Genomic DNA, 21,938 nt, shown 5'->3' on the forward strand with positions numbered 1-21,938 from the left:
GAGATGGAACAGGACTTGCGACGTACGAAAAGTGTGGAAGAGGCAACACAGCTTATCCATGATTACATTCGCTATTACAACCACCAACGGATACAAGGTGTTCTTCGTTATCAGACACCGACTCAATATGCAAAGGCTAGTTAACAACGAGCACCAGTGGGCTATATTTCCTCCTTCTCGTCTTACCAACCTCTCCTCAGAACTCCGTGGGGCTGTCAAGTGCTCTCCTTGACAGTTTCAGGGAGTTCTGAGACACTGAAAAAAGACGAGAAAAGGAAAGGAATCAGAACTGTTTCGCTCTGATTCCTTCACGTTAACTGAATTTATACTGTCTACTTTTCGGATCGCAGTGCACAGGCACGCACTCCCATGTCTCTATCAATCTCCGACACCTTTCGACAGGTGACAGGCACCGTTCCTATGACTCTCTGTCTCTATCAATCTTCGACAAACTTCGGGGCGTGACAGGCACGCACTCCCAAATTTATCAAAAAAATACGCAATTCATCCCCGTGTCTAAAGACAGGGGCTTTCTTGCGCTTCCCCCGTAAACTCTGCCATTTCATCGAGGAATAATACCCCACGATGGGCAAGCGAAACTTCCCCTGGTTTCGGCTGCGTCCCTCCTCCAATTAATGCTACAGAAGATGCTGAATGATGGGGATGACGAAACGGTGGAGAGGAATCGTTTTTCGTTTCCCCTGCGAGTTGGTATAAACTAAGTACTTCCAACTGCGCTTCATCGGAAAGGCGCGGTAAAATCGTCGGAAACGTTTCGGCTAACAGGCTTTTCCCACACCCTGGTGGTCCGATCATTAACACGTTATGTTCTCCTGCAGCAGAAACTTCAAGTGCATACTTGGCGTAGTCATGTCCGATGATATGTTCAAAATCACGATGAGTTTTTTGGGGTGGATCGACAGCTGAAGGGGGATGATTCGTCGAAAATAACACTGGTTGACCTTGTAAACATTGCATCACTTGATCTAATGTTTGAACAAAAACACAATCGATATGCTGCAGGTATTGAAAGGGAAATGTCGGATCATATGGGGCATATACTTGTTGAAAGCCGAGTTTTTTGGCAGCTAAAATAGCTGGTAACATGCCATCTACTGACTGAATCGTTCCGTCTAATGACAATGAGCCTAAAAATGCGATATGTGACGGAATTGGTTGTTCGAGTTTTCCTTTTACTTTTAAAATACCAATCGCCATTGCTAAATCAAACATCGGGCTTTGTTTTTTTCGCTCGGGCGGCGACAGATGGATGACAAGTTTTTGATTCATGACATCACATCCAAACGCATGCAATGCCGCAATGACTCGTTCCTTTGCTTCTTTTACCGATGTATCGGGCAATCCGACAATGACTACTGAAGGCATTCCCGGCAGTTCTTTCACTTCCACTTGCACACGATACCCTTCCATCCCACGCAAACCGATACTACAAACTTTCATGTTATTCCTCCTTGACACAGTTCGGTACAACATCTTCTTTCACAAACTGCACATATGCTTTCTTTTTTTCATTCATTGTTCCAGAAAAGTAACGAAGGAGTACATCCATGTTCATAAATGAAGGCAATGAGGTAGATTGGTGATAAAAGTGGAAACTGCTCCAACGATAATGTTCGGGAAGATGCACCATACGTGCCTCGACAGGGTTGAGGTGGATATAGCGACTGACTTCTAACATCCCTGCATCATCGTCAATCATTTTACTGAAGTAACGCTTTTCAAACACATGACCGGTTAACCCGTAACGTGTATTGTAATAATTGGCGTATCGTTTGTTAATCAGTGCCATGACTTTGGAAATGGATTGTTGTTGTGAACGAAGTTGAAGATGAAAATGATTCGTCATAAGGCAGTACGAAGCAATTTCAAACGGAATGTTTTCATGAAGCTGTTCGAGGATATACAAAAACGTGCGGAAATCATTTACTTCTTTAAACAACGGATCACGCCGATTTCCACGGCACACAATGTGATAAAACAAATGCGGCACCCATATCCGCCTTGCCCGACCCACACACCTCACATGAATTTTCTTGCATATCCCTTCGACAAAAACAGCGAAAATCCTGCATCAAAAGAAAAATTTTTTGATACTCTCTCGACGAGTGACTGGCACGCACTTGCCAAACCAGCGATATCATTTGTATAATATAAGCAGATATTTCATAAACTAAAAAAGCTGAGCGCCGCAAACGCTCAGCAGGCAACTACATGCCGCAAGAAGAGCGGCTGACCGAACCGAATTAGCGATTACCAAAAAGAAGTAACCGTCTTCATCCGTTGGTCGCGGGAGAGCGGTTATTTCTTTTTGTTTATATAGACGACGATGGTAACAGTCAATGTTAGCATTCCGATGAACACTAAGCTGAATTGCGCAATAAGACTCAATGCTTCATACGCCGTCATACTCCCACCTCCCTCCATTGGGGAAGTGGTCAACCGCCCACCCTGCTTATGTAGCTGCTACAGAGATTGTAACATTTTTCTATCACTCTCGCAATTTCAACAACCACTACTACAAAAAATGCCACAGCACATCAACAAAAATGCAGAAAAAGAAACAGAGAGCCACTAACGACTCTCTGTCTCTATCAATCTTCGACAAACCTCGACGGGTGACAGGCACCCCATACCCGTCAAGTTTAGTGTTAAGGGTCGTTGTGTCCATACGCAATGTTTGTGATCATTAGCTGAAGAAAAAGAATACCACATGTTTTAGGCATGCCAAATAACCCTCTTGGAGAGGGTTATTTGGCGTTTTTATGAATCTAATCAATAAATACCCAATTTAACCAAGAGATCCGATGCCGTTTCTTTTCCTTTCCTTCGATCCTTTCTTCCATGTTTTCTCAATAGAAGGAGGGGAGAAGAAAGGCTGATTTCTTCCTTGGATAGGCGCAAAAGCAGTTGTTGCCAATAGGATTGGAGAACATCTAGTGCTTTCCGTTCGCTGATTTGAATCCCTTCTGTTTGTTGCCAATACGTTCGAGCTTGAAACAGAAAGGTTTGAGTCACCAAAATGGCAATCAACGTCCCATATACATGGCATTCGAACCGTTCTTTCTTCATCTTCTTCACTTTCTCCAAATCAAAAACGGACTTCCACGCTTTAAACAGCAGTTCAATTTGCCACCGCAAAGAATAAAGCCCATAAACCTGTTGCCCATCAAACGACTCTTGTGGTAAATTAGTCAGTAAGATGTGGTATTTCTTTTGTTCGAGGGTTTGGCGTGTCAGCGCCTTCCCTTTTCTTTTTTCCCTTTTTCGCACATACGCCATCCGTTTTTGCCATTCTTCTTCCGTCAAACGTCGAAAAATCAAGCGTGGGATATACAAACGCTCATGCCCGATGTATACATGTTCCATTTCTACTGATTCCCCTTCCTTTAATTGATTCCCAAGAGATTCCCAATCCCATTCCTTCCACTGGCTATTCTCTTTGATATACACTTTCATATCGGAACGGAGCCGAGTAATATAATACGCTCCTCGGGCGTCGATCTCGGTTAGTGCGGCAACGGAGAAAAAGCCCAAATCCCGAATACATAGGTCATTCGGCAAAATCGTGTGCTGGGCATGATAGGCAAAACGGGCGTCCGAGTCATTGGCCGATTGAACGCATAGTTGAAGACAGGCACCAGACAACAAGTCATATTCAAACTGAATTTTCGCTCCTGATGAGACGGAACCTCGGTAGTCCTCCCCGTAGTCGGCAGGAACCAAAAAACTGGTCGAATCCAAAATCCGCAAGCGAGTAAAACACGTCCGGTAGGTTTGGATGGTGGACCAAAGCAATGGGCGTTGTCGTTGGAGGAGAAGGAAAAACACTTCTCGCAAAAACGCCACGGCTCGCTCGGTAAAGCGCTGATTCAATCCTTCGCTGGACAGGGAACAGTCATGGCGGAGCGTGAGAGACGTACATAACCGTTGGAGTGATTGTTGTGCCAGTGAGCCATCTCCCCATGCACAAAGAGTCAAAAATGCTTCTGCCGTTAATGCTCGTTTTCGTTGGATAAATCCTGTTTCTTGAGCAAGATGAGTCAATGTCTCAGGCGAGAAAAGTTGGCGGATGGTTTTCATCCATGCTTGCATTTGATTTTCCATAGAAAAAATCCTTTCTAACGAAGAGTATTCGCTAGAAAGGATACCATGTTTTTAACGGTGTACAAAGGCCCAAATGCTTAACTTGATGGCTATGGACAGGCACCCTACCCCTTTCGGATCGCAGTGCACAGGCACGCTACCCAGTTATACATCTTCATTTACGACTACTAAGTGTGCAGTGGACAAATAGCGTTTAATACGTGTATAATCATCGACGCTACGGATATTGTCGTCTTCCTTAATTAGTTTTTCTAGTAGGAATCCGATCGTAACCACATCACTCATAAAATCTTCCACACTTTTATGGAGTTTTTCCACACGATCCACTCTAAAAGTGTTGCACAACACATTTTGTAAAGCCCCTAAACTCGCAGCAGACACACCATAATCAACTAGTTTATACTTCTCAGCCTTCTCTGTAGAAAGTTTTCCCCCAAATTTATGGCTAACAGCAAGATAAGCAAAACGAATCACGTTAGATGCGCAATGACATTTCTCTCTTAGCTGCCGCACAATATCTGTATTTTCTACAACTAGTGCAAATTCATCTAATGAATAATCCAAAAAATTCCTTCTTCCCATGTGATTTCCCCTTCCTTACTTAAGTACATACAAAAAAGACGAGAGGTGCACCTAACTATATTGGTAACTATTCAGCCACATCATAAAGTGAGCTGAATATTTTCTTCTTTCCTTGTCTATGATGTGAATATTGATAGACAAGGAGGTGAATCGCATGTTGACGGTACAACAAGCTGTATTTACAGTTGAAAGCTTAATCAGCAAAGTTCAACAACAAAAACAGCTCATTCATCAACTCGTTCAAGAAAATGAACATTTGCGTCACGAAATCAAACAGCTGCGCAAAGAAAATGAACAACTGAAGTATCGCGTTCAAGAGCTGGAAGCACGCACGAAAAAAAACAGCTCCAATAGCCATTTGCCCCCATCTTCTGACCGTTTTGCCAACACACGTTCTTCTCGTCAACCATCTGGCAACAAGCCAGGCGGACAAGAAGGACATCAAGGAACGACGCTCCGTCAAGTGGAACATCCACATCATCGTGTCGTCCACCGTGTGCATACGTGTCAAGGATGTGGGGTTTCTTTGCGTGACGTCAAACCGTTCAAAGTCGATATCCGTCAAGTGTTTGATGTCCCTCCTGTGGCGATCGAGGTGACACAACATGAACGTGAAGTGAAATCGTGTCCGCATTGTCGATGCGTGCAACAAGCCGAATTCCCATCCCATGTCACGAATCATGTGCAATACGGTCCACGCCTTACTGCGCTCGTTGTTTATTTACATCATATCCAATTGATCCCGTACAAGCGTTTAAGTGATACAATCGAAGCGTTATATCAACACTCGATTAGTACAGGAACCCTTGCCAATATGGTGAAACGAGGACGCGAAGCGCTGGAATCAAATATGGACATCATCGAAGACGCCTTACTTGAATCCAACATCCTGCATGTCGATGAAACGAGTTTGCGCATCAATGGGAAACTCGCATGGGTGCATGTCGCGTGTACATCGAGATATACATACTTGGCTTCTCACGCTTCTCGTGGAAAGAAAGCAACGGATGAGATCGGGATTCTTCCACAATACAAAGGGACGATGATGCACGATGGGTTCGGTACGTATCCGAAATACACACATGCCACCCATGCCCTTTGTCATGCCCACCATTTGCGTGAGTTAAAAGGATTCATCGAACAAGGGCATACGTGGGCGATGCGCATGACCACGTTTCTGTTAGCCGCCAAGCAAGCCGTCGAAGCCCATCACGGTGCACTTTCCGAAGAAGAAGCGAGACGGTGGGAACGAGTGTATGATCGCATCCTAGAAAGAGCACAACATCGATTGGAAACGATGACACCTCTTCCGAAAAAAGCACTCGCTTTTGTTCGACGGCTTCAGAAACGAAAGGAAGAAGCGTTGCGTTTCTTACGTGAAGTACATGTTCCCTTTGACAACAACCAAGCCGAACGCGATCTTCGCATGGTTAAAGTCAAAGAGAACATTTCGGGTACGTTTCGCGAAGAAACATTCGCGCAGTCGTTTTGCATCGCAAGAAGCATCGTTTCCACACTGACGAAACACGAAAAAAACGTGTGGGATTCGTTATGTCTTCTGTTGACGGGTGACACGCTCGATCGTGTTCTTTCTACCACTTAGGGCATTTTCTATTACGGGGATGTCCTATTTGTGTTGCGCTTCTTTACATACTACTATCGGGATGAATAGTTACCTATATTGTATTGCGAAACATAAAAATTATGATTACACGAGTATAACAGAAAAAGAAACAGAGAGCCAACTATGACTGACTCTCTGTCTCTATCAATCTCCGACACCTTTCGACAGGTGACAGGCACCGGACAATGCTGATTGATGCGAAAAAAAGAAACAGAGAGCCAACTATGACTGACTCTCTGTCTCTATCAATCTTCGACAATCTTCGACGGGTGACAGGCACCCTACCCCAGGATGCGATCATACACTCGTTCCCACCGTCTCGCTTCTTCTTCGGAAAGTGCACCGTGATGGGCTTCGACGGCTTGCTTGGCGGCTAACAGAAACGTGGTCATGCGCATCGCCCACGTATGCCCTTGTTCGATGAATCCTTTTAACTCACGCAAATGGTGGGCATGACAAAGGGCATGGGTGGCATGTGTGTATTTCGGATACGTACCGAACCCATCGTGCATCATCGTCCCTTTGTATTGTGGAAGAATCCCGATCTCATCCGTTGCTTTCTTTCCACGAGAAGCGTGAGAAGCCAAGTATGTATATCTCGATGTACACGCGACATGCACCCATGCGAGTTTCCCATTGATGCGCAAACTCGTTTCATCGACATGCAGGATGTTGGATTCAAGTAAGGCGTCTTCGATGATGTCCATATTTGATTCCAGCGCTTCGCGTCCTCGTTTCACCATATTGGCAAGGGTTCCTGTACTAATCGAGTGTTGATATAACGCTTCGATTGTATCACTTAAACGCTTGTACGGGATCAATTGGATATGATGTAAATAAACAACGAGCGCAGTAAGGCGTGGACCGTATTGCACATGATTCGTGACATGGGATGGGAATTCGGCTTGTTGCACGCATCGACAATGCGGACACGATTTCACTTCACGTTCATGTTGTGTCACCTCGATCGCCACAGGAGGGACATCAAACACTTGACGGATATCGACTTTGAACGGTTTGACGTCACGCAAAGAAACCCCACATCCTTGACACGTATGCACACGGTGGACGACACGATGATGTGGATGTTCCACTTGACGGAGCGTCGTTCCTTGATGTCCTTCTTGTCCGCCTGGCTTGTTGCCAGATGGTTGACGAGAAGAACGTGTGTTGGCAAAACGGTCAGAAGATGGGGGCAAATGGCTATTGGAGCTGTTTTTTTTCGTGCGTGCTTCCAGCTCTTGAACGCGATACTTCAGTTGTTCATTTTCTTTGCGCAGCTGTTTGATTTCGTGACGCAAATGTTCATTTTCTTGAACGAGTTGATGAATGAGCTGTTTTTGTTGTTGAACTTTGCTGATTAAGCTTTCAACTGTAAATACAGCTTGTTGTACCGTCAACATGCGATTCACCTCCTTGTCTATCAATATTCACATCATAGACAAGGAAAGAAGAAAATATTCAGCTCACTTTATGATGTGGCTGAATAGTTACTAGGGAATACTGAACAACTTTTTTTCTAATAAATAGATTGCCATTCCGTAGCTGTATTCCCGATAGTACGGCACTCCGTCAATGATGGTGCGATGGTATTTTGCCATTTTCCCTTCCCCTTTCATTTGGTCTAGCCGTGAGATTCTCGGACGAACATCCGCCAATCTTAGACATATATTTCGTAAGCGATTGGCTCTCCGTTCTTTATCCACACTTCGTACAGCTTCTTTCTCGTCTCCTCATTGACGACCACTCCGGCAATCCATTCGTATCCTTCTGCATCCACGTACATTAGTGCCTCCAAAAGCAGCGGGTTCGGCAACTTCTCTAGGTGCTCTGCGGGAACAAGCATCCTCAAAATGCAGAAAAAGAAACAGAGAGCCGTGTGACTCTCTGTCTCTATCAATCTTCGACAATCTTCGGGGCGTGACTGGCACGCTTATTTCACAAAAACAGCGAAAATCCTGCATGTTCAAAAAATTTTCTTCGACAGCTGACAGTGCACAGGCACGTAACAAAATGCTCGTTGATGCGGATAAAAAAGAAACAGAGAGCCACCCAATGACTCTCTGTTTCTATTAATCTTCGACAAACTTCGACGGGTGACAGGCACCCTACCCTACGTGTATAATCATCGACGCTACGGATATTGTCGTCTTCCTTAATTAGTTTTTCTAGTAGGAATCCGATCGTAACCACATCACTCATAAAATCTTCCACACTTTTATGGAGTTTTTCCACACGATCCACTCTAAAAGTGTTGCACAACACATTTTGTAAAGCCCCTAAACTCGCAGCAGACACACCATAATCAACTAGTTTATACTTCTCAGCCTTCTCTGTAGAAAGTTTTCCCCCAAATTTATGGCTAACAGCAAGATAAGCAAAACGAATCACGTTAGATGCGCAATGACATTTCTCTCTTAGCTGCCGCACAATATCTGTATTTTCTACAACTAGTGCAAATTCATCTAATGAATAATCCAAAAAATTCCTTCTTCCCATGTGATTTCCCCTTCCTTACTTAAGTACATACAAAAAAAGACGAGAGGTGCACCTAACTATATTGTATTGCGAAACATAAAAATTATGATTACACGAGTATAACAGAAAAAGAAACAGAGAGCCAACTATGACTGACTCTCTGTCTCTATCAATCTCCGACACCCTTCGACAGGTGACAGGCACCGGACCAGGCACCTAGCCCACCACGTTTCGTTTAATGCGAAAAAAAGAAACAGAGAGCCGTATGACTCTCTGTTTTTGTTAATTTTTGCACGTACCCCATTAGTTAGTAATAGTCTTAGGTGTAGAAGAAACTATTGCGTCAACACCAGTGTTGTCTTCTAAGCTAACATTGCTAGTAGTCGACGTTAACTCAACTGTGGTTGTTCCAACAGTCAACGAAGGTGAAGTACCTAGAGTAACGGTTACTTTGTTACCATCAATTGCGAATGTTGGAGTTGAACCGAATGAACCACTACTAGAAAGAACAAAGTCATCTGCTAGAGCAGCCAGAACAGCACCGCTAATTAACTTAACATTTTCGGAGAATGTGATTTCCACCTTATCTCCAGCTGATACAGAACTATCTCCGTTTGCATCAACATATTTAGCTGAAATGATTACTGGTGCAGCTTGATCCACCGAAGCACTAGCTGTCGTTAATCCTGTAAAATCATTACCATTAGCATCTTTAACAGTACCTAAACGAACAATGTTTGGTGTTGCGTCTGTATCTGGAGTAGATTTTTCAGCTACTGTAATCCATACTACCTTAGAATCTGAACCATCTAATGCAGCACCTGTAACTGTGTATCCAGATACATCAAATGTAGTTGCTGATAAGTAATTTCCATTGATTGCTTCAGTAAATGTAAGCTTGATTTTATCAATCTTACCATTTTTATTTGAATCTACAGTAACGATACCGTTTGTAGATGCAAGTGTTGGTGCAATCTTATCAGCTGCTGCTGTACCACTTTCTCCACTCAATGCTGTATTTTGGAATGTAGAATCATCCACAGCTACTGTACCGTAAGTACCTGACTGTTTCACACGTACTTTTAGTGGAGTTGTACCTGTTACATAACCAGCTTCATCTACCACGTTATTAGTGAAAGTAAATGTAATCTCAGCTTTTCCATCTTTGTTTACATATGAAACATTTTGTTGAGGTACAGTTAAAGTTGTCCAGTCAGTACCGTTATTGAATTCAAAATCAGTAGCAACAACAGTTTTTAATTCTTTATTTAATGTAACCTTAACTGTTTTCTTATCAACCACGACTACGCTAGTTCCAGATGCTAAACCTAAGTCGTTAGTAACTGTACCAGATACAGTTGTTTGGTAACCATAACCAGCAATTTTGTTTCCAGCTACGTCAGTAACGTTGTTAGATACCGCAAATGGTGTACCTTGTGTTACTGTAGTGCTAGAAGGTAATGTAATTTTAACTGCACTAGCAGATAGAGCAGTAATAGAAGTACCTGCTGGTAAAGCTTTATTATTGTATAGATAGTTATTTACATCTGTAGCTGTTGCTGTATTTACAGCTTCGCTGAAGTATACATAAATGCTGTTGCTGTTAGAGCCTGTACCTTGTTTAACAGCTGTTACTGTCGGAGCAACTAAGTCTGCTACTGATAAAGATGTGCTATAAGAGTCCATTGTGTTGCCAGCACGGTCTTTAACATTTTGTACAGTTAATGTATAGTTACCAGCAGCTAATGCACTTACAGTTAACTGAACAGTATTAGTAGAACCAGATTTGAATGTTGCATTAGAGATAGTAACAACTGAACCGTCAGCTTTTTTCAATGTGTAGTTGAAACGATTTTGTGCAGTTGCGTTATCTACAGACTCGCTAAATTTAACTTCAATGGTTGTTGCGCCTTCATTTACTTTTACATTTTCAACAGTCGGCTTAGTAGTGTCAGCTACTACATTATAAGAAGTAGCTCCGGCAGCAACTTTAATACCGTATGCATCTACTAAATAGTTGTTATCATCGCTCTTCAAGTTAACAGCATGGATACCATTTGCGATGATAGTGTTAAAGTCTGTTCCTGCACCAGCTGGAGTTAATTTCAACGCACCGTTTTCAATAGTACGAGAAATTGTAGATGAGTTAAATACGTTTACTCCATCAATGAATAACGGCTGACCAGTTACAAAGCTAGAAGGAGCAAGAGCTTTGTCGAATTTAACCAATACATATGATTTATCAGCTGCTACTGACACTTCTGTCATTTTACCAACAGTTTTATCAGTTACAACTGTTAAATCTTTCTCAACTTGCAATAATTTGTATCCTGCAATATCCTCAATTCCGTTATTTACAGATACTTTTAACTTGTAAGTTTTATCAGCTAAAGCTGTTGTTAATGGAATACGAACTTCATTTTTCTCAGCATCCCATTGAGGAGTACCTACTCCATAAGCACTTAGAGAAACTCCATCGATTTGATAGTTCGCAACGTTAACAGCTTGATCAGCTTTAACTGCTTCAGAGAATTTCACAACGATTACTTTGTTACCTTCCATTGATACTGATTCTACAGTCGGAACTGTTGCATCAGTATAAGAGAATTTGTGTTCAGATTTAGCGATAGCTTTGCCGTCTTTAGTTTTCACGCCATCAATAGTTAATTTAGACTCGATTTGGTTAGCTAAAGTTTGGCGCGTGCTATCAGTGTCAGTATCAAGAGTAATTAATACTGATTTTCCATCTGCTTGAAGTGTTGCTTTCGGAGCTTCTGTCCATGCAGCGTTATTTAACGCAGCATTTACAGTACCGTTGTTTAATGTATAGTTAGCTAAGTTCTCAGCTGAATCTTTATCAAGTTCTTTGTTAAATTTAACAAGGATTTGGTTAAGGTTATTCGCACTTACACTTTCAACCTTAGGCGTTACAACAGGTACGTCAACTTTCGCTTTGTCTGTTGTTTGACCTTTGTAAGATACGCTGTAAGATTTTCCTTCTTGCAACGCTGTTTTTGTTTTGATCACAACAACTGTTGTTTTTGCTTCAGCAGCTGCTGCAGCTTTGATTGATACAGAGTCGATTTCAACGCCTTGGATGGCGAAGTCTTCTTTTTTCACTTCTTTCAATTCGCCGTTGAATGTAACTTCTAATGTTTTTTCGTCAACAAGTTTCACCGCTGTGATATCAGCTGCGGAAACTTCTTTTTTCACATTCATCGCACGTACAACGAATGAAGCGAATTGACCGCGTGTGACGTTTTGTTTTGGTGCAAATTCTGTGTTTTTCGTTACACCGTTTGCTTCTAATGTTTGAATGTACTCACGCGCCCATGAGCCAGCTTTGTCAAGGTCCGTAATTTTTGTTGTGTAGTTTGCTGGTTTTGTTAATTTGAACGCTTCAACAACGACTTTCGCCATTTGCTCGCGAGTGATGTTTGCGTTCGGGTTGAAGTTGCCTTTTTCGTCTCCACCCATGACGCCAGCAGCTTTCACGATCGCAACAGCTTCTGCTAATTCAGCTTTGCTCGCTGGAACGTCTGGGAAGCCTGCACCTTGCTCAGGAGCTTTGACACCTGCATCTTTTAAAATGCGTGAGAAGATGATTGCAGCTTCACCGCGTGTTAACGGTTTGTTTGGTTTGAATGTACCGTCTGCATATCCTTTAATGTACCCTTTTGCAACTAATGTTGCGATATCATCTGCATGCACGCTTCCTGCTACGTCTGTGAAAGACGCGCTTGCTACTGGTGCGATCGCTGAAGCAACAACTGCCGCAGAGACTGTACCAGCTAAAAATTTGCGATAAGACTTTGGTTGGTAAGCCATCGACTTATTTCCTCCTTTTTGTTTCTCTTTCTATTTGTTTTAGCTAAATTTAAGAGATATGTATGCTTTCTCTATAAAACTCTTAAACTTAGCGAGTGAACGACTACAAACTACATTATAATTTTTTCCATAATTAAAGTCAACCATTTTTTGAATGACTTTTCTTTGTAGCCTTCCACCTATTCACCATTTTACCGAATGTTCGACTTTTTTCAATACCTTCCTACGTAACTTTTTGACAAAAACTTTTGTTACATAACTGTAAAGCTACGATTCTCCTATTTATGATACACTTGGAATTGTGTAAAAATGTCGAAAATATAAAAATAATGACGGAGCGAGGTGTGACGGGTGAGGCGGTTTGTTTCAGCATTGCTTTTGTTTTTTCTTTTCCCTTCCTTCGCTTACGCAAGCGATAGCTACGATCGGCTCATCCCACTAGCGAAAAAATATGTTGGGGTGCCGTACCAATTCGGTGGAAGTTCGGAAAAGGGGTTTGATTGTTCGGGGTTTACGCGCCATGTGATGAGCAGACTTGGCGTGACGTTAGCGCGCACGACAGCGGAACAATATAAACAAGGAAGCGAAGTAAAGAAAGAAGATTTACGAGTCGGTGATCTCGTCTTTTTTGAGACGTATAAAAAAGGGCCGTCGCATGCAGGTGTTTATATTGGAGATAATCAATTTATTCACGCGAGCTCATCCAAAGGCATTACGGTCACCTCATTAGACGACTCTTACTATAAAAAGCGATACATAGGAGCAAGACGCGTGCTTGCATACGTGCAGGCTGCTGGGCAGTTTCAAGATGTCGGAAACGATTTTTGGGCAAGTAAAGAAATTGAGGCGTTAGGTAAAAAAGAAATGGTGCTTGGATATGCGAAAAGCTACTTTAAGCCCGATGAAGTGATGACGCGCGCAGAAGCTGCCGGGCTGATCGCAACGTACTTTAACTTCAACATGAACAATCGGAAAGAAACGTTTTCTGACGTACCGAGCGATCATTGGGCTGTCGGTGCGGTGAACGCCCTTGTGAAAGAAAATATTGTCGATAGAAACAATAAGCCGTTTCAACCCGATGAACCGTTAACGCGCGAACAATTAGCGATGTGGTTTGCGGAAGCGTGGAAGTTAAAGCGCGGGGCGGATGTGCCATTTACCGATGTAAAAGAAACAGATGCGGCGTATGATGCGATTGAAAAACTTGTCGCATCAGGCATCGCGAACGGCTACGAAGACGGAACGTTTCGTCCGAAAGAGACAGTAACACGTGCGCAATTTGCAGTATTTTTCTATCGTGCGATGAATGCAAAATAGCGAGGAAGGACAAGCCTTCCTCGCTATTTTTTATCGAGCGTTCGCTTTAAAAAGAGGGCAAACTGTCCGCGTGTCACCACGTCGTTCGGGCGATACGGATTGTTGATCGTAATTCAATTATAAAAAAGCGTATTAATTGGCTCATACGCCCAGTGAGAAAAAGGAACATCGACAAACGGTTGATTCGTCTTCGGCTGTTCGTACACATCGGCATATACCCTCGTTAAAATCGTTGCCATTTGGGCGCGAGTAATATAATCGTTCGGATATAGCTTTCCGTTATATCCTGTAAGCAATCCGTATGCTTCGGCAATCGCCATCTCTTTATACCACGGATCGGTCGGTTTGACGTCTTTTGCTTTCACGACATATCCTTCAGGAAGCGTTAACTTCAGTTCACGAATCGGCATAAGCGCGGCATGGCGGCGGAGTAGCCGTTCGTTTGGACGAAACGTTCCATCAGGGTATCCTGAGATAATCCCTCGTTCCGATAATAATTGTGCAGCTTCTTGCAATTCCTCCCCAACGACGTCCGGAAAAAGTGGCGGTGTAGAAACAAGCGAACCGATTGTTCCGTATTGGACACGTAACGTCGCTGAACCGCGATTAAATCCTTTTGTTGTCGGCTGGACGACGCGAAATAACGCTGTAATTGCGCAAAATATTGTCCGAGCATGCTTTCGCCTGCGGGATAGTCTGGGAAAACTTTTACGCTTCCGAGTAACGAAAGCTCCGTCCCATGTTTATTTTTTAATAACTCTTGCTCAAGTTGGGCAAGCTTCGTTGCATTCCAATAGACGCTATAGCTTTCAAATATGACGCCACTCGTTCCTTTATAGCGCGCAATGAGCGGATAGTAATCTTCATACGCTTGCGCTTTCGCTTTATTCGTTAAATCAACGACATCGGCATGCGCTGGCGTTTGAAAAAAGAACAAAAAAACGAACATAAACAAGACGAACGGCATACGACGCATATCGACCACCTCATTCTATCAATCTACATTTATCTTAACACGGTTTCGTACATCACGTAGCTGGAAAATGATAAAGGCTGCCTAATTACAGACAGCCTTTATGTCATCTATTTTTTATAATCGAGAGCGTATATGGGTTGGCGTTTGGCCGAGCAAGCGATTCTTCGACGACGACATAGTACGTTCCTTTTTTCAAAGATAGCGTGCCGATTTCAGCATCGCCATCACCGTAATAGTCGTACGTTTGAACGACCCGTCCTTTCGCATCAAAAATGGAGATAACGCCATCCATCGTGCCTGGTACATCGAGTTTAAATGTAAATGTGCCGTCTTTTGCAACGACGAATTTGTATGCGTCTTTGTCGCCGTAATCAACAACGTTCATATACCCTTTCGCTTCGTACGTATTTCCTTTTTTATTTAGCGAAAGCGGTTTGGACGGCACATTGTTTTTCATGACAGATGATGCATCTTCATCTTTTTTATTGAGCGACTGAATACCAAAGTTATACGACTGAAGCAACAATCCATCCCTCATAAGCGGATTGACGATAAAGAAATATCCGACATTTTTCTTCGCTCGGAACGAACCGTTTACGTCGTATAACGGGCTCCGATCGTTTGGATAAAACGTGACAGCTTTATTGTATTCGTCCTCGTCAATCGTCATATTTCCGTTCGTATCTTCAACAACAGATACGATTGGAATTAATGTGCCGCGCAACGCTTTCGGAAGCGATGCGTTTTGTTTGCTTGGTTTTGCATAAAACGTCAACAGTTCGGTCGCTTTCTGATGTTTGTAGTAATAGTAATCGCTGTCGTTTGGAAGGACAAGGTTTCCTTTTTTCACATCATTGACGTTCATAACGGTTGCTTGAATTGGTTCGTTATTTTTTTCGTTTTTATCTGTCGGTGCGTCGAGCAATTTTTTCGATGTGATGACATACGGATCGGCAACTGGTCGATAGTAGTCATTTTGTACTGACATGTAATACGTTTTTCCTTCTTCGAGAATGAGCGTCCAGTCGGATTGTTTTTTCCCTGTCATCGAATCGAATGGGTAGAACGGGTTGACTGGCACAAGATCGTCTTTTTTCTCATCGTATTCAAACAAAACGGCTGACGGCATCATATCGTCAGGTGTTGCGAATGAAAATTGATATATCGCTGTTTTCGGTACCGTTAACTTGTAAAAATCTTGGTCGTAGCTAAATTGAATAAACGCCTCGGCGCGATCGCCGATGTTGTAAGGTAGAGCATTTTCTTTAATTTGTGCGACTTGTTTGTTTTCAAAGTAGCTCCAGCTTCCGTCATCGCCAATGGTAATGATGTCGTCTGGTTTGCGCATATTGACGGCCGCTTTTTTGGCTTGTTCCACAGCCCCTTCTTCCGACGACATCGGTTCACGTGCTGGGAGGCTGTCTTCATCTTGTGGGAGCGTAATCGCCTCGGCGCTTATTTGATACGGGATTGCTGAAGCGGTTGCTTCTTTTACTTTGTTGCTTGACATTGCCATATCAGGCACCATTGGATAAAATCCGTCCATCGGTTCGCTTGACGCTTCGAGCACATATTCGACGCCCGGTTGCGCTTCAAACGTCATCGTCTCCCCTTTGCCGACGCCGTTGTTGTTTCCTGACGCGATCGGGAACGGTATTTCTTCATATTTCGCATCTGGATCGACTGGACGATACAAGTCTTCCGCTACATATACGTGTAAAGAAGAGTCGATGCCCGGCACAGGAGACAGTTGAAACTTCACGGTTGTCGGCTCTGCGACGGTAAATTGGAAGTAGTCGCGGTCGCTTTCATTGTTTTCTGGAACGAACGTTAAGTTTTCTAAAGAAAACGGTAATTGTTCAATCGTCGCTGGGTTTTCTTTCGTCAAGCCATCGTCCGCAAGTTCTGTAAACGACTGGACAGCTAACGTATATGTTGACTTTCCTTGTAAATTGTAGTTGCCGTTCGCATCTGTGACTCCGATCGCAAGCACACCTGGTTGTTTTGCTGTGAATAGTTTCGCTTCCATTTCACCTGCGCGGCCGTCATTCACTTGAATCGGCTTTTCAGACGTTGTTTTTCCTTCAGGATAGAAGCGGAAAACGAGCTTATAGTCGTACGTCTCTGCTCCTTCTAATAGCGCTTGCACGCTTTCACCTTGTTGGACGTTTACTTTCACCCAATGCATTTCCTCTGGCTTTGTGAACGAACCTTGTTTCACATACAGTTCTTTCGCATCAATGACTGGCGCTTTTGCTAAAATCGTTTCATCGTTCCATTTTTCTTGTTGCGGTACGTTTTTTATGTTATATTGTAGCGCTGCAACTGGATTGACTAGGCCGTTGCCGTACGTTAAGTCGTATCCTTTTTCACCTAAATCCGTTGCGGTGCGCTCTAAAATCCATTCCACTTGATATGGTTTTAAATTCGGATATTTCGATAAAAGAAGCGATGCTACGCCTGCAACGACGGGTGATGCCATCGACGTTCCACTTAGCTCTGCAAAAGACGAGCCTTTCGCATGGTCGTAAATCGGGCTATATACGTCCGCCCCCGGTGCAACGAGGTCAACGGACGGGCCATAGTTTGAAAACTCAGCAAGTTTATTTTTGCTGTCGGTTGCCCCCACGCTAATGACACCTTCATATGCAGCTGGAGTGGAATACATATCGGTCGCGTCGTTTCCTGCTGCGGCAACGACGGTAATGCCTGCATCAATCGCTTTTTGAACAGCTTCTTCTAAAATCGGTGAGCTAAAATAGCCGCCAAGGCTCATATTAATGACTTTTGCCCCTTTTTCAATCGCATATAAAATACCTTGGGCGATCGTATAATCGTTCGCTCCAAGTCCCCCACCAAACACGTCAATCGGTAAAATTTTTACGTTCGGATTCACACCATGCGCCCCAACACCGTTATTAGCATTGGCACCGATAATGCCTGCGACATGTGTCCCGTGCACGTCTTTGATTGGCGCACCTGCTGGGTTCATCGCATTGTAAGCAGGAAGGAGGTGTCCTTTTAACTCTGGATGTTTCGTATCCATACCTGTATCAATGACCGCGACAGTCACGCTATGTTTTCCCGCGAGCTTGATCGCTTTGTCCACATTTAACAGCGACAGTAAATACATATGGTCTGCTTTCGGATCAAGGGAACCGAGCCGTTTGTATGTAAAACTTGGGGTCACGCTTTTGACGGCTTTTAATTTCGCATAGTTTCTCATTACCTCTTGCAAACTTTTCCCTTTTTTCACTGTCACAACATCATATCCTAGTTGCGGAAACGACTGTTTTAATGTCGCTCCTAAACTACGATGTACCGCCGTTGGAATTTTTTTATTGTACTTTACGATGAGCGTATCGGTGCTCACTTGGTTTTGTGCATCTTCGAACTTTTTGTACGCAAGTGAAGCCGATGCTGTCGTCGTTTGTTTTTTCCACTGTGCGATTGGCGCTTCCGTCGACGCTTGGGCGAACGTTGGTACGATAAGTGATGAAGCTAAACTAACAGATAATGCGATCTTCTTCCACCTTTTCATAAAAAAGCCTCCTTAAAGAGAATGTAACAAGAATGTAACATATGTATTCGCCACGGAAGGTAAATACACCTGCTATTAACGAAAAAAAGTTTCATATTTTGATAAATTGTCCTAATAAACTCACAATATCATCTAACAAACAAAAAGTAAAGAAATATTTTCCGGGTCGTGAAACATTTTGAGAACAATGGTATACTGTACGTTGAAACGATTTGATTTACAGCGAAGGAGAAGGTTCCCCATGTTGTCTTACATAAAAAAACTAGTAAACAGCGATGAACGAAAACTTAAAAACTATTATAAAATCGTTGCGCGTATCAACGAGCTTGAACCGACATTTGAAGCTTTGACAGATGACGAACTGCGCGCAAAAACAAGCGAGTTTAAACAACGGCTCGAGCGTGGCGAAACGGTATTTGATATACAAGCAGAAGCGTTTGCGGCCGTGAGAGAGACATCGAAACGTGTACTGGGCATGCGCCATTTTGACGTTCAACTCATCGGTGGTCTTGTGCTTGCGGAAGGAAATATCGCAGAAATGGCGACAGGAGAAGGAAAAACGCTCGTTGCTTCCGCCCCAAGTTATTTGCGTGCCCTTGAAGGAAAAGGGGTGCACGTCATTACGGTCAACGACTATTTAGCTCGTCGTGACCGTGACTTAACCGGAAAAATTCATGAGTTTCTAGGGCTGACGGTTGGCTTAAATTTGCCACAAATGACACCAGAGGAGAAAAAAGCAGCATACAACGCCGATATTACGTACGGTGTCGGCAACGAGTTTGGCTTTGACTATTTGCGCGATCATATGGTGTATAGCGTCGCTGATCGTGTCCAACGCCCATTTCATTATGCGATTATCGATGAAGTCGATAGCGTATTAATTGACGAAGCGAAAACCCCTCTCATTATCGCGGGTAAAACAGGCGTAAGCTCGGAACTAAGCTACTTATGCGCACGTATCGTGAAACATTTCGTTCGCGATGAAGATTACGAATACGATGAAGAAACAAAAACCGTTAACTTAACCGAGCAAGGCATTGAAAAGATTGAAAAAGGATTCGGAATCGAAAACTTATATGACCTTGAACATCAAGTGTTATATCATTACGTCATTCAAGCGTTGCGCGCATCCGTCATGTTTACACGCGATGTTGATTATATCGTCAAAGACGGAAAAGTATTGCTTATTGACATGTTTACCGGCCGCCCGATGGAAGGACGTAGCTTAAGCAACGGGCTTCATCAAGCGATCGAGGCAAAAGAAGGTCTCGAAATAACCGAAGAAAACAAAATTCAAGCATCGATTACGATTCAAAACTATTTCCGTCTTTATCCGATTTTATCCGGCATGACAGGTACAGCAAAAACGGAGGAAAGAGAGTTTCAAACGTTGTATGGAATGGATGTCGTACAAATTCCGACAAACCGCCCTGTTATCCGTCAAGACTTGCCTGACCGCATTTTTATTTCCATTGACGCGAAATATAAGGCGGTCGCAAAAGAAGCAAAGCGCGTGCATGAAACAGGACAGCCGATGCTCATCGGCACGACGTCCATTTTACAGTCGGAAAAGGTGGCGAAATATTTAGCTGAAGAAGGACTATCGTTCCAATTGTTAAACGCAAAAAGCGTCGAACAAGAAGTCGAGCTCATTTCGCGCGCTGGCCAAAAAGGACAAATTACGATTGCGACAAATATGGCTGGACGGGGGACGGACATTATGCTCGGGGAAGGAGTCGCTGAGCTTGGCGGTTTATACGTCCTTGGTACAGAGCGCCACGAAAGCCGCCGCATTGACAATCAGCTAAAAGGACGCGCTGGCCGCCAAGGTGATCCCGGTCGTTCGCAATTTTTCATTTCGCTCGAAGATGATATGTTTCGCCGCTTCGCCAAAGAGGAGCTGGAGAAAATGAAAAAGTCGCTTCGTGTAAATGAAGAAGGCGAAGTGTTAAACAAAGACGTGCATGAATTTGTTAACCGCGTACAGCGCATTTGTGAAGGAAGCAACTTCTCGATGCGCGAATATAACTTAAAGCTCGATGACGTACTAAACGAGCAACGCCGCACCATTTATACGCTGCGCAATCGCGTGCTAGAGGCGAATGATGTCGTAGCCATTGTTGTCAACATGGTTCCGTCGTTTTTAGAAAGAGAAATAGCTTATACGTGTCCAGAAGATGCCATTCCAGAAGAATGGGATGTTGCGCGTTTAGTAGAAACAGTTCGCATCGTCACAAACGAACAAATTGATATAGTTGGTGTGGTCGAACAACAAGAAGTGGAAACGATCGTTCAACGAGCCGTTGAAACATGGAAAGAGCGCGTTTCTTCATGCCCGTACACCGAAGAACAACAATGGGCGCTTCAACGGGCGTTGCTTTCGCTTATCGACTTTCATTGGACAAAACATTTAGAGGCAATGGAACTATTAAAGGAAGGAATTGGGTTGCGCTATTACGGACAAGAAGATCCGATTCGCCAATATGCAAAAGAAGGGTTGGAACTCTTTACACTTATGTACCATCGTTTAGAAAAAGATGCTTCCCAACAACTTGCCCAGCTACTTATTTAAATTGAGGAAAGGAGATGGAACGATGTTTCCATTTTTCAAAAAGAAAAAACAAGGGGAAGATAGCACCGTTCAAGCAGAGCAATTATTTGACGGCGCAAGTGAACAACAAGATGAAGACGTGCATACGACATTATCGATTCATCCGCTCATGTCGCTAACGACCGAACAAAAATATTATTTTCAATACGTTAATAACGAACTGCCGCCATTGAAAAAAAATCAAGTATCACTATCAGGAATTGAATGGAAAAAAGAAGGGGATCGTTATGTTGTTACAGCGTTTGTGCGAAACAGTTTGGATCGATCGATTCGTTTTGAGCAAACACCACTGTTGTTAATTGGACCGGATGGGAAAGTAATCGGGCGAAAAATATTTCCAATGCACGAACTTGGCGACATTCCACCAAAAAGCAGTCGCCCGTGGCGATTTGTATTTACAACAAGTGACTTATATACAGAACATATTCCAGAAACAGGATGGAAGTTAGCGTTTGAATTAAAAAAGCCACATCGACTAGATTTAGAAGAAAGTTGGGAGCAACATTTAAAAGAAGAAGATAAACAAAAACTCGAGCAACTCGTTCGTTCGCTTACCCCACCGAAACAAAGCGAAGTGAACGTGATGGGATTGCAAGCCCGCATGAACGAAGAGGGAGATTTAGTCGTCACGTTACTGATTCGCAATGGTAGCGACAAAAACATTACATTCGAGCAAATGCCATTAGCTGTCGAAGATGCATCAGGAGATATTGTTGCACGCGGAGCGTTTACATTGCAGTTGGAAGTAAAAGCAAATACAAGCAAACCGTGGACGTTTATCTTTCCAAAATCACTCGTCCAAAAAGAAACAGTTGATTTCTCTACATGGCGAGCCTATATTCCACAATAAGAAAAG

Annotated in this window: 16 protein-coding genes and 1 pseudogene; 5 read left to right on the forward strand and 12 right to left on the reverse strand. The window is 43.3% G+C overall.

Annotation, left to right across the window (positions count from 1 at the left end; genetic code table 11):
• Positions 1-3 precede the first annotated feature (3 nt).
• The gene (locus tag NST18_RS15205; RefSeq protein WP_445290565.1) at positions 4-144 is read left to right on the forward strand and encodes an IS3 family transposase; all 141 of its coding nucleotides are present in this window, start codon (positions 4-6) and stop codon (positions 142-144) included.
• Positions 145-516: 372 nt separating this feature from the next.
• Here NST18_RS15205 and NST18_RS13660 read toward each other — a convergent pair whose 3' ends face one another.
• The 5 genes from NST18_RS13660 to NST18_RS13675 all read right to left on the reverse strand — a co-directional run bounded on the left by NST18_RS13660 (position 517) and on the right by NST18_RS13675 (position 4,707).
• Positions 517-1,461: an ATP-binding protein gene (locus tag NST18_RS13660; protein WP_241739055.1), complete on the reverse strand. Its 945-nt coding sequence runs from the start codon at positions 1,459-1,461 to the stop codon at positions 517-519.
• Between the two features lies 1 nt (position 1,462).
• A complete protein-coding gene (locus NST18_RS13665; RefSeq protein ID WP_192954132.1) occupies positions 1,463-2,035 on the reverse strand; it encodes a transposase in 573 nt (190 codons plus the stop codon).
• A 284-nt stretch (positions 2,036-2,319) separates the two neighbouring features.
• Positions 2,320-2,445 carry a putative holin-like toxin gene (locus NST18_RS15210; RefSeq protein ID WP_035018939.1) on the reverse strand — a complete coding sequence of 42 codons (126 nt, stop codon included), beginning with the start codon at positions 2,443-2,445 and terminating at the stop codon, positions 2,320-2,322.
• Positions 2,446-2,793: 348 nt separating this feature from the next.
• Positions 2,794-4,125, reverse strand: coding sequence for an IS4 family transposase (locus tag NST18_RS13670; protein WP_340720650.1), 1,332 nt, complete (start codon positions 4,123-4,125; stop codon positions 2,794-2,796).
• 144 nt (positions 4,126-4,269) lie between these two features.
• On the reverse strand, positions 4,270-4,707 hold the full coding sequence (locus NST18_RS13675; protein WP_064214368.1) for a hypothetical protein: 438 nt from the start codon (positions 4,705-4,707) through the stop codon (positions 4,270-4,272).
• A gap of 154 nt (positions 4,708-4,861) precedes the next feature.
• Here NST18_RS13675 and tnpC (NST18_RS13680) point away from each other — a divergent pair, with 154 nt between their 5' ends.
• Complete coding sequence (tnpC, locus tag NST18_RS13680; RefSeq protein WP_340721183.1) at positions 4,862-6,310, forward strand: IS66 family transposase; 1,449 nt, start codon at positions 4,862-4,864, stop codon at positions 6,308-6,310.
• 308 nt (positions 6,311-6,618) lie between these two features.
• Here tnpC (NST18_RS13680) and tnpC (NST18_RS13685) read toward each other — a convergent pair.
• The 4 genes and pseudogenes from tnpC (NST18_RS13685) to NST18_RS13700 all read right to left on the reverse strand — a co-directional run.
• Positions 6,619-7,734 (reverse strand): annotated as a pseudogene (gene tnpC / locus NST18_RS13685) (IS66 family transposase); the annotation flags it as partial.
• Between the two features lie 257 nt (positions 7,735-7,991).
• Entirely contained in the window at positions 7,992-8,177 is a 186-nt protein-coding gene (locus NST18_RS13690) for a hypothetical protein (protein WP_340721557.1), read from the reverse strand.
• Between the two features lie 92 nt (positions 8,178-8,269).
• Positions 8,270-8,830: a hypothetical protein gene (locus NST18_RS13695; protein ID WP_340721558.1), complete on the reverse strand. Its 561-nt coding sequence runs from the start codon at positions 8,828-8,830 to the stop codon at positions 8,270-8,272.
• A 282-nt stretch (positions 8,831-9,112) separates the two neighbouring features.
• Positions 9,113-12,637 (reverse strand): S-layer homology domain-containing protein, encoded by a 3,525-nt coding sequence (locus NST18_RS13700; protein WP_340721560.1) that lies wholly within the window; start codon positions 12,635-12,637, stop codon positions 9,113-9,115.
• Between the two features lie 351 nt (positions 12,638-12,988).
• Here NST18_RS13700 and NST18_RS13705 point away from each other — a divergent pair, with 351 nt between their 5' ends.
• Complete coding sequence (locus NST18_RS13705) at positions 12,989-13,954, forward strand: C40 family peptidase (RefSeq protein ID WP_064214370.1); 966 nt, start codon at positions 12,989-12,991, stop codon at positions 13,952-13,954.
• Between the two features lie 113 nt (positions 13,955-14,067).
• Here the strand turns inward: NST18_RS13705 and NST18_RS13710 are convergent, their stop codons facing one another.
• The 3 genes from NST18_RS13710 to NST18_RS13720 form a co-directional block, all read right to left on the reverse strand.
• The gene (locus NST18_RS13710) at positions 14,068-14,433 is read right to left on the reverse strand and encodes an S-layer homology domain-containing protein (protein WP_230456262.1); all 366 of its coding nucleotides are present in this window, start codon (positions 14,431-14,433) and stop codon (positions 14,068-14,070) included.
• Positions 14,346-14,930 (reverse strand): hypothetical protein, encoded by a 585-nt coding sequence (locus NST18_RS13715; RefSeq protein WP_230456226.1) that lies wholly within the window; start codon positions 14,928-14,930, stop codon positions 14,346-14,348. Before NST18_RS13715 ends, NST18_RS13710 begins: the two co-directional genes overlap by 88 nt.
• A gap of 103 nt (positions 14,931-15,033) precedes the next feature.
• Positions 15,034-18,471 carry a S8 family peptidase gene (locus NST18_RS13720; protein WP_004892747.1) on the reverse strand — a complete coding sequence of 1,146 codons (3,438 nt, stop codon included), beginning with the start codon at positions 18,469-18,471 and terminating at the stop codon, positions 15,034-15,036.
• A gap of 241 nt (positions 18,472-18,712) precedes the next feature.
• On the opposite strand from NST18_RS13720, the gene secA2 reads away from it, so the two are divergent.
• Together secA2 and NST18_RS13730 are read left to right on the forward strand one after the other, a co-directional pair.
• Entirely contained in the window at positions 18,713-21,043 is a 2,331-nt protein-coding gene (secA2, locus tag NST18_RS13725; protein ID WP_004892751.1) for an accessory Sec system translocase SecA2, read from the forward strand.
• A 22-nt stretch (positions 21,044-21,065) separates the two neighbouring features.
• Entirely contained in the window at positions 21,066-21,932 is an 867-nt protein-coding gene (locus NST18_RS13730) for an accessory Sec system S-layer assembly protein (protein WP_004892754.1), read from the forward strand.
• Positions 21,933-21,938: the final 6 nt, after the last annotated feature.

The sequence above is a fragment of the Anoxybacillus sp. FSL W8-0104 genome (assembly GCF_038004465.1).
GTDB lineage: Bacteria > Bacillota > Bacilli > Bacillales > Anoxybacillaceae > Anoxybacillus > Anoxybacillus flavithermus_G.

What these genes read in the sequence shown, in the direction of transcription:
- NST18_RS15205 (WP_445290565.1), top strand. Translation starts at nt 4, where the DNA reads ATGGAACAGGACTTGCGACGTACGAAAAGTGTGGAAGAGGCAACACAG.
- NST18_RS13660 (WP_241739055.1), bottom strand. Translation starts at nt 1,461, where the DNA reads ATGAAAGTTTGTAGTATCGGTTTGCGTGGGATGGAAGGGTATCGTGTG.
- NST18_RS15210 (WP_035018939.1), bottom strand. Translation starts at nt 2,445, where the DNA reads ATGGAGGGAGGTGGGAGTATGACGGCGTATGAAGCATTGAGTCTTATT.
- NST18_RS13670 (WP_340720650.1), bottom strand. Translation starts at nt 4,125, where the DNA reads ATGGAAAATCAAATGCAAGCATGGATGAAAACCATCCGCCAACTTTTC.
- NST18_RS13675 (WP_064214368.1), bottom strand. Translation starts at nt 4,707, where the DNA reads ATGGGAAGAAGGAATTTTTTGGATTATTCATTAGATGAATTTGCACTA.
- tnpC (WP_340721183.1), top strand. Translation starts at nt 4,862, where the DNA reads ATGTTGACGGTACAACAAGCTGTATTTACAGTTGAAAGCTTAATCAGC.
- NST18_RS13690 (WP_340721557.1), bottom strand. Translation starts at nt 8,177, where the DNA reads ATGCTTGTTCCCGCAGAGCACCTAGAGAAGTTGCCGAACCCGCTGCTT.
- NST18_RS13695 (WP_340721558.1), bottom strand. Translation starts at nt 8,830, where the DNA reads ATGGGAAGAAGGAATTTTTTGGATTATTCATTAGATGAATTTGCACTA.
- NST18_RS13700 (WP_340721560.1), bottom strand. Translation starts at nt 12,637, where the DNA reads ATGGCTTACCAACCAAAGTCTTATCGCAAATTTTTAGCTGGTACAGTC.
- NST18_RS13715 (WP_230456226.1), bottom strand. Translation starts at nt 14,930, where the DNA reads ATGCGTCGTATGCCGTTCGTCTTGTTTATGTTCGTTTTTTTGTTCTTT.
- NST18_RS13720 (WP_004892747.1), bottom strand. Translation starts at nt 18,471, where the DNA reads ATGAAAAGGTGGAAGAAGATCGCATTATCTGTTAGTTTAGCTTCATCA.
- secA2 (WP_004892751.1), top strand. Translation starts at nt 18,713, where the DNA reads ATGTTGTCTTACATAAAAAAACTAGTAAACAGCGATGAACGAAAACTT.
- NST18_RS13730 (WP_004892754.1), top strand. Translation starts at nt 21,066, where the DNA reads ATGTTTCCATTTTTCAAAAAGAAAAAACAAGGGGAAGATAGCACCGTT.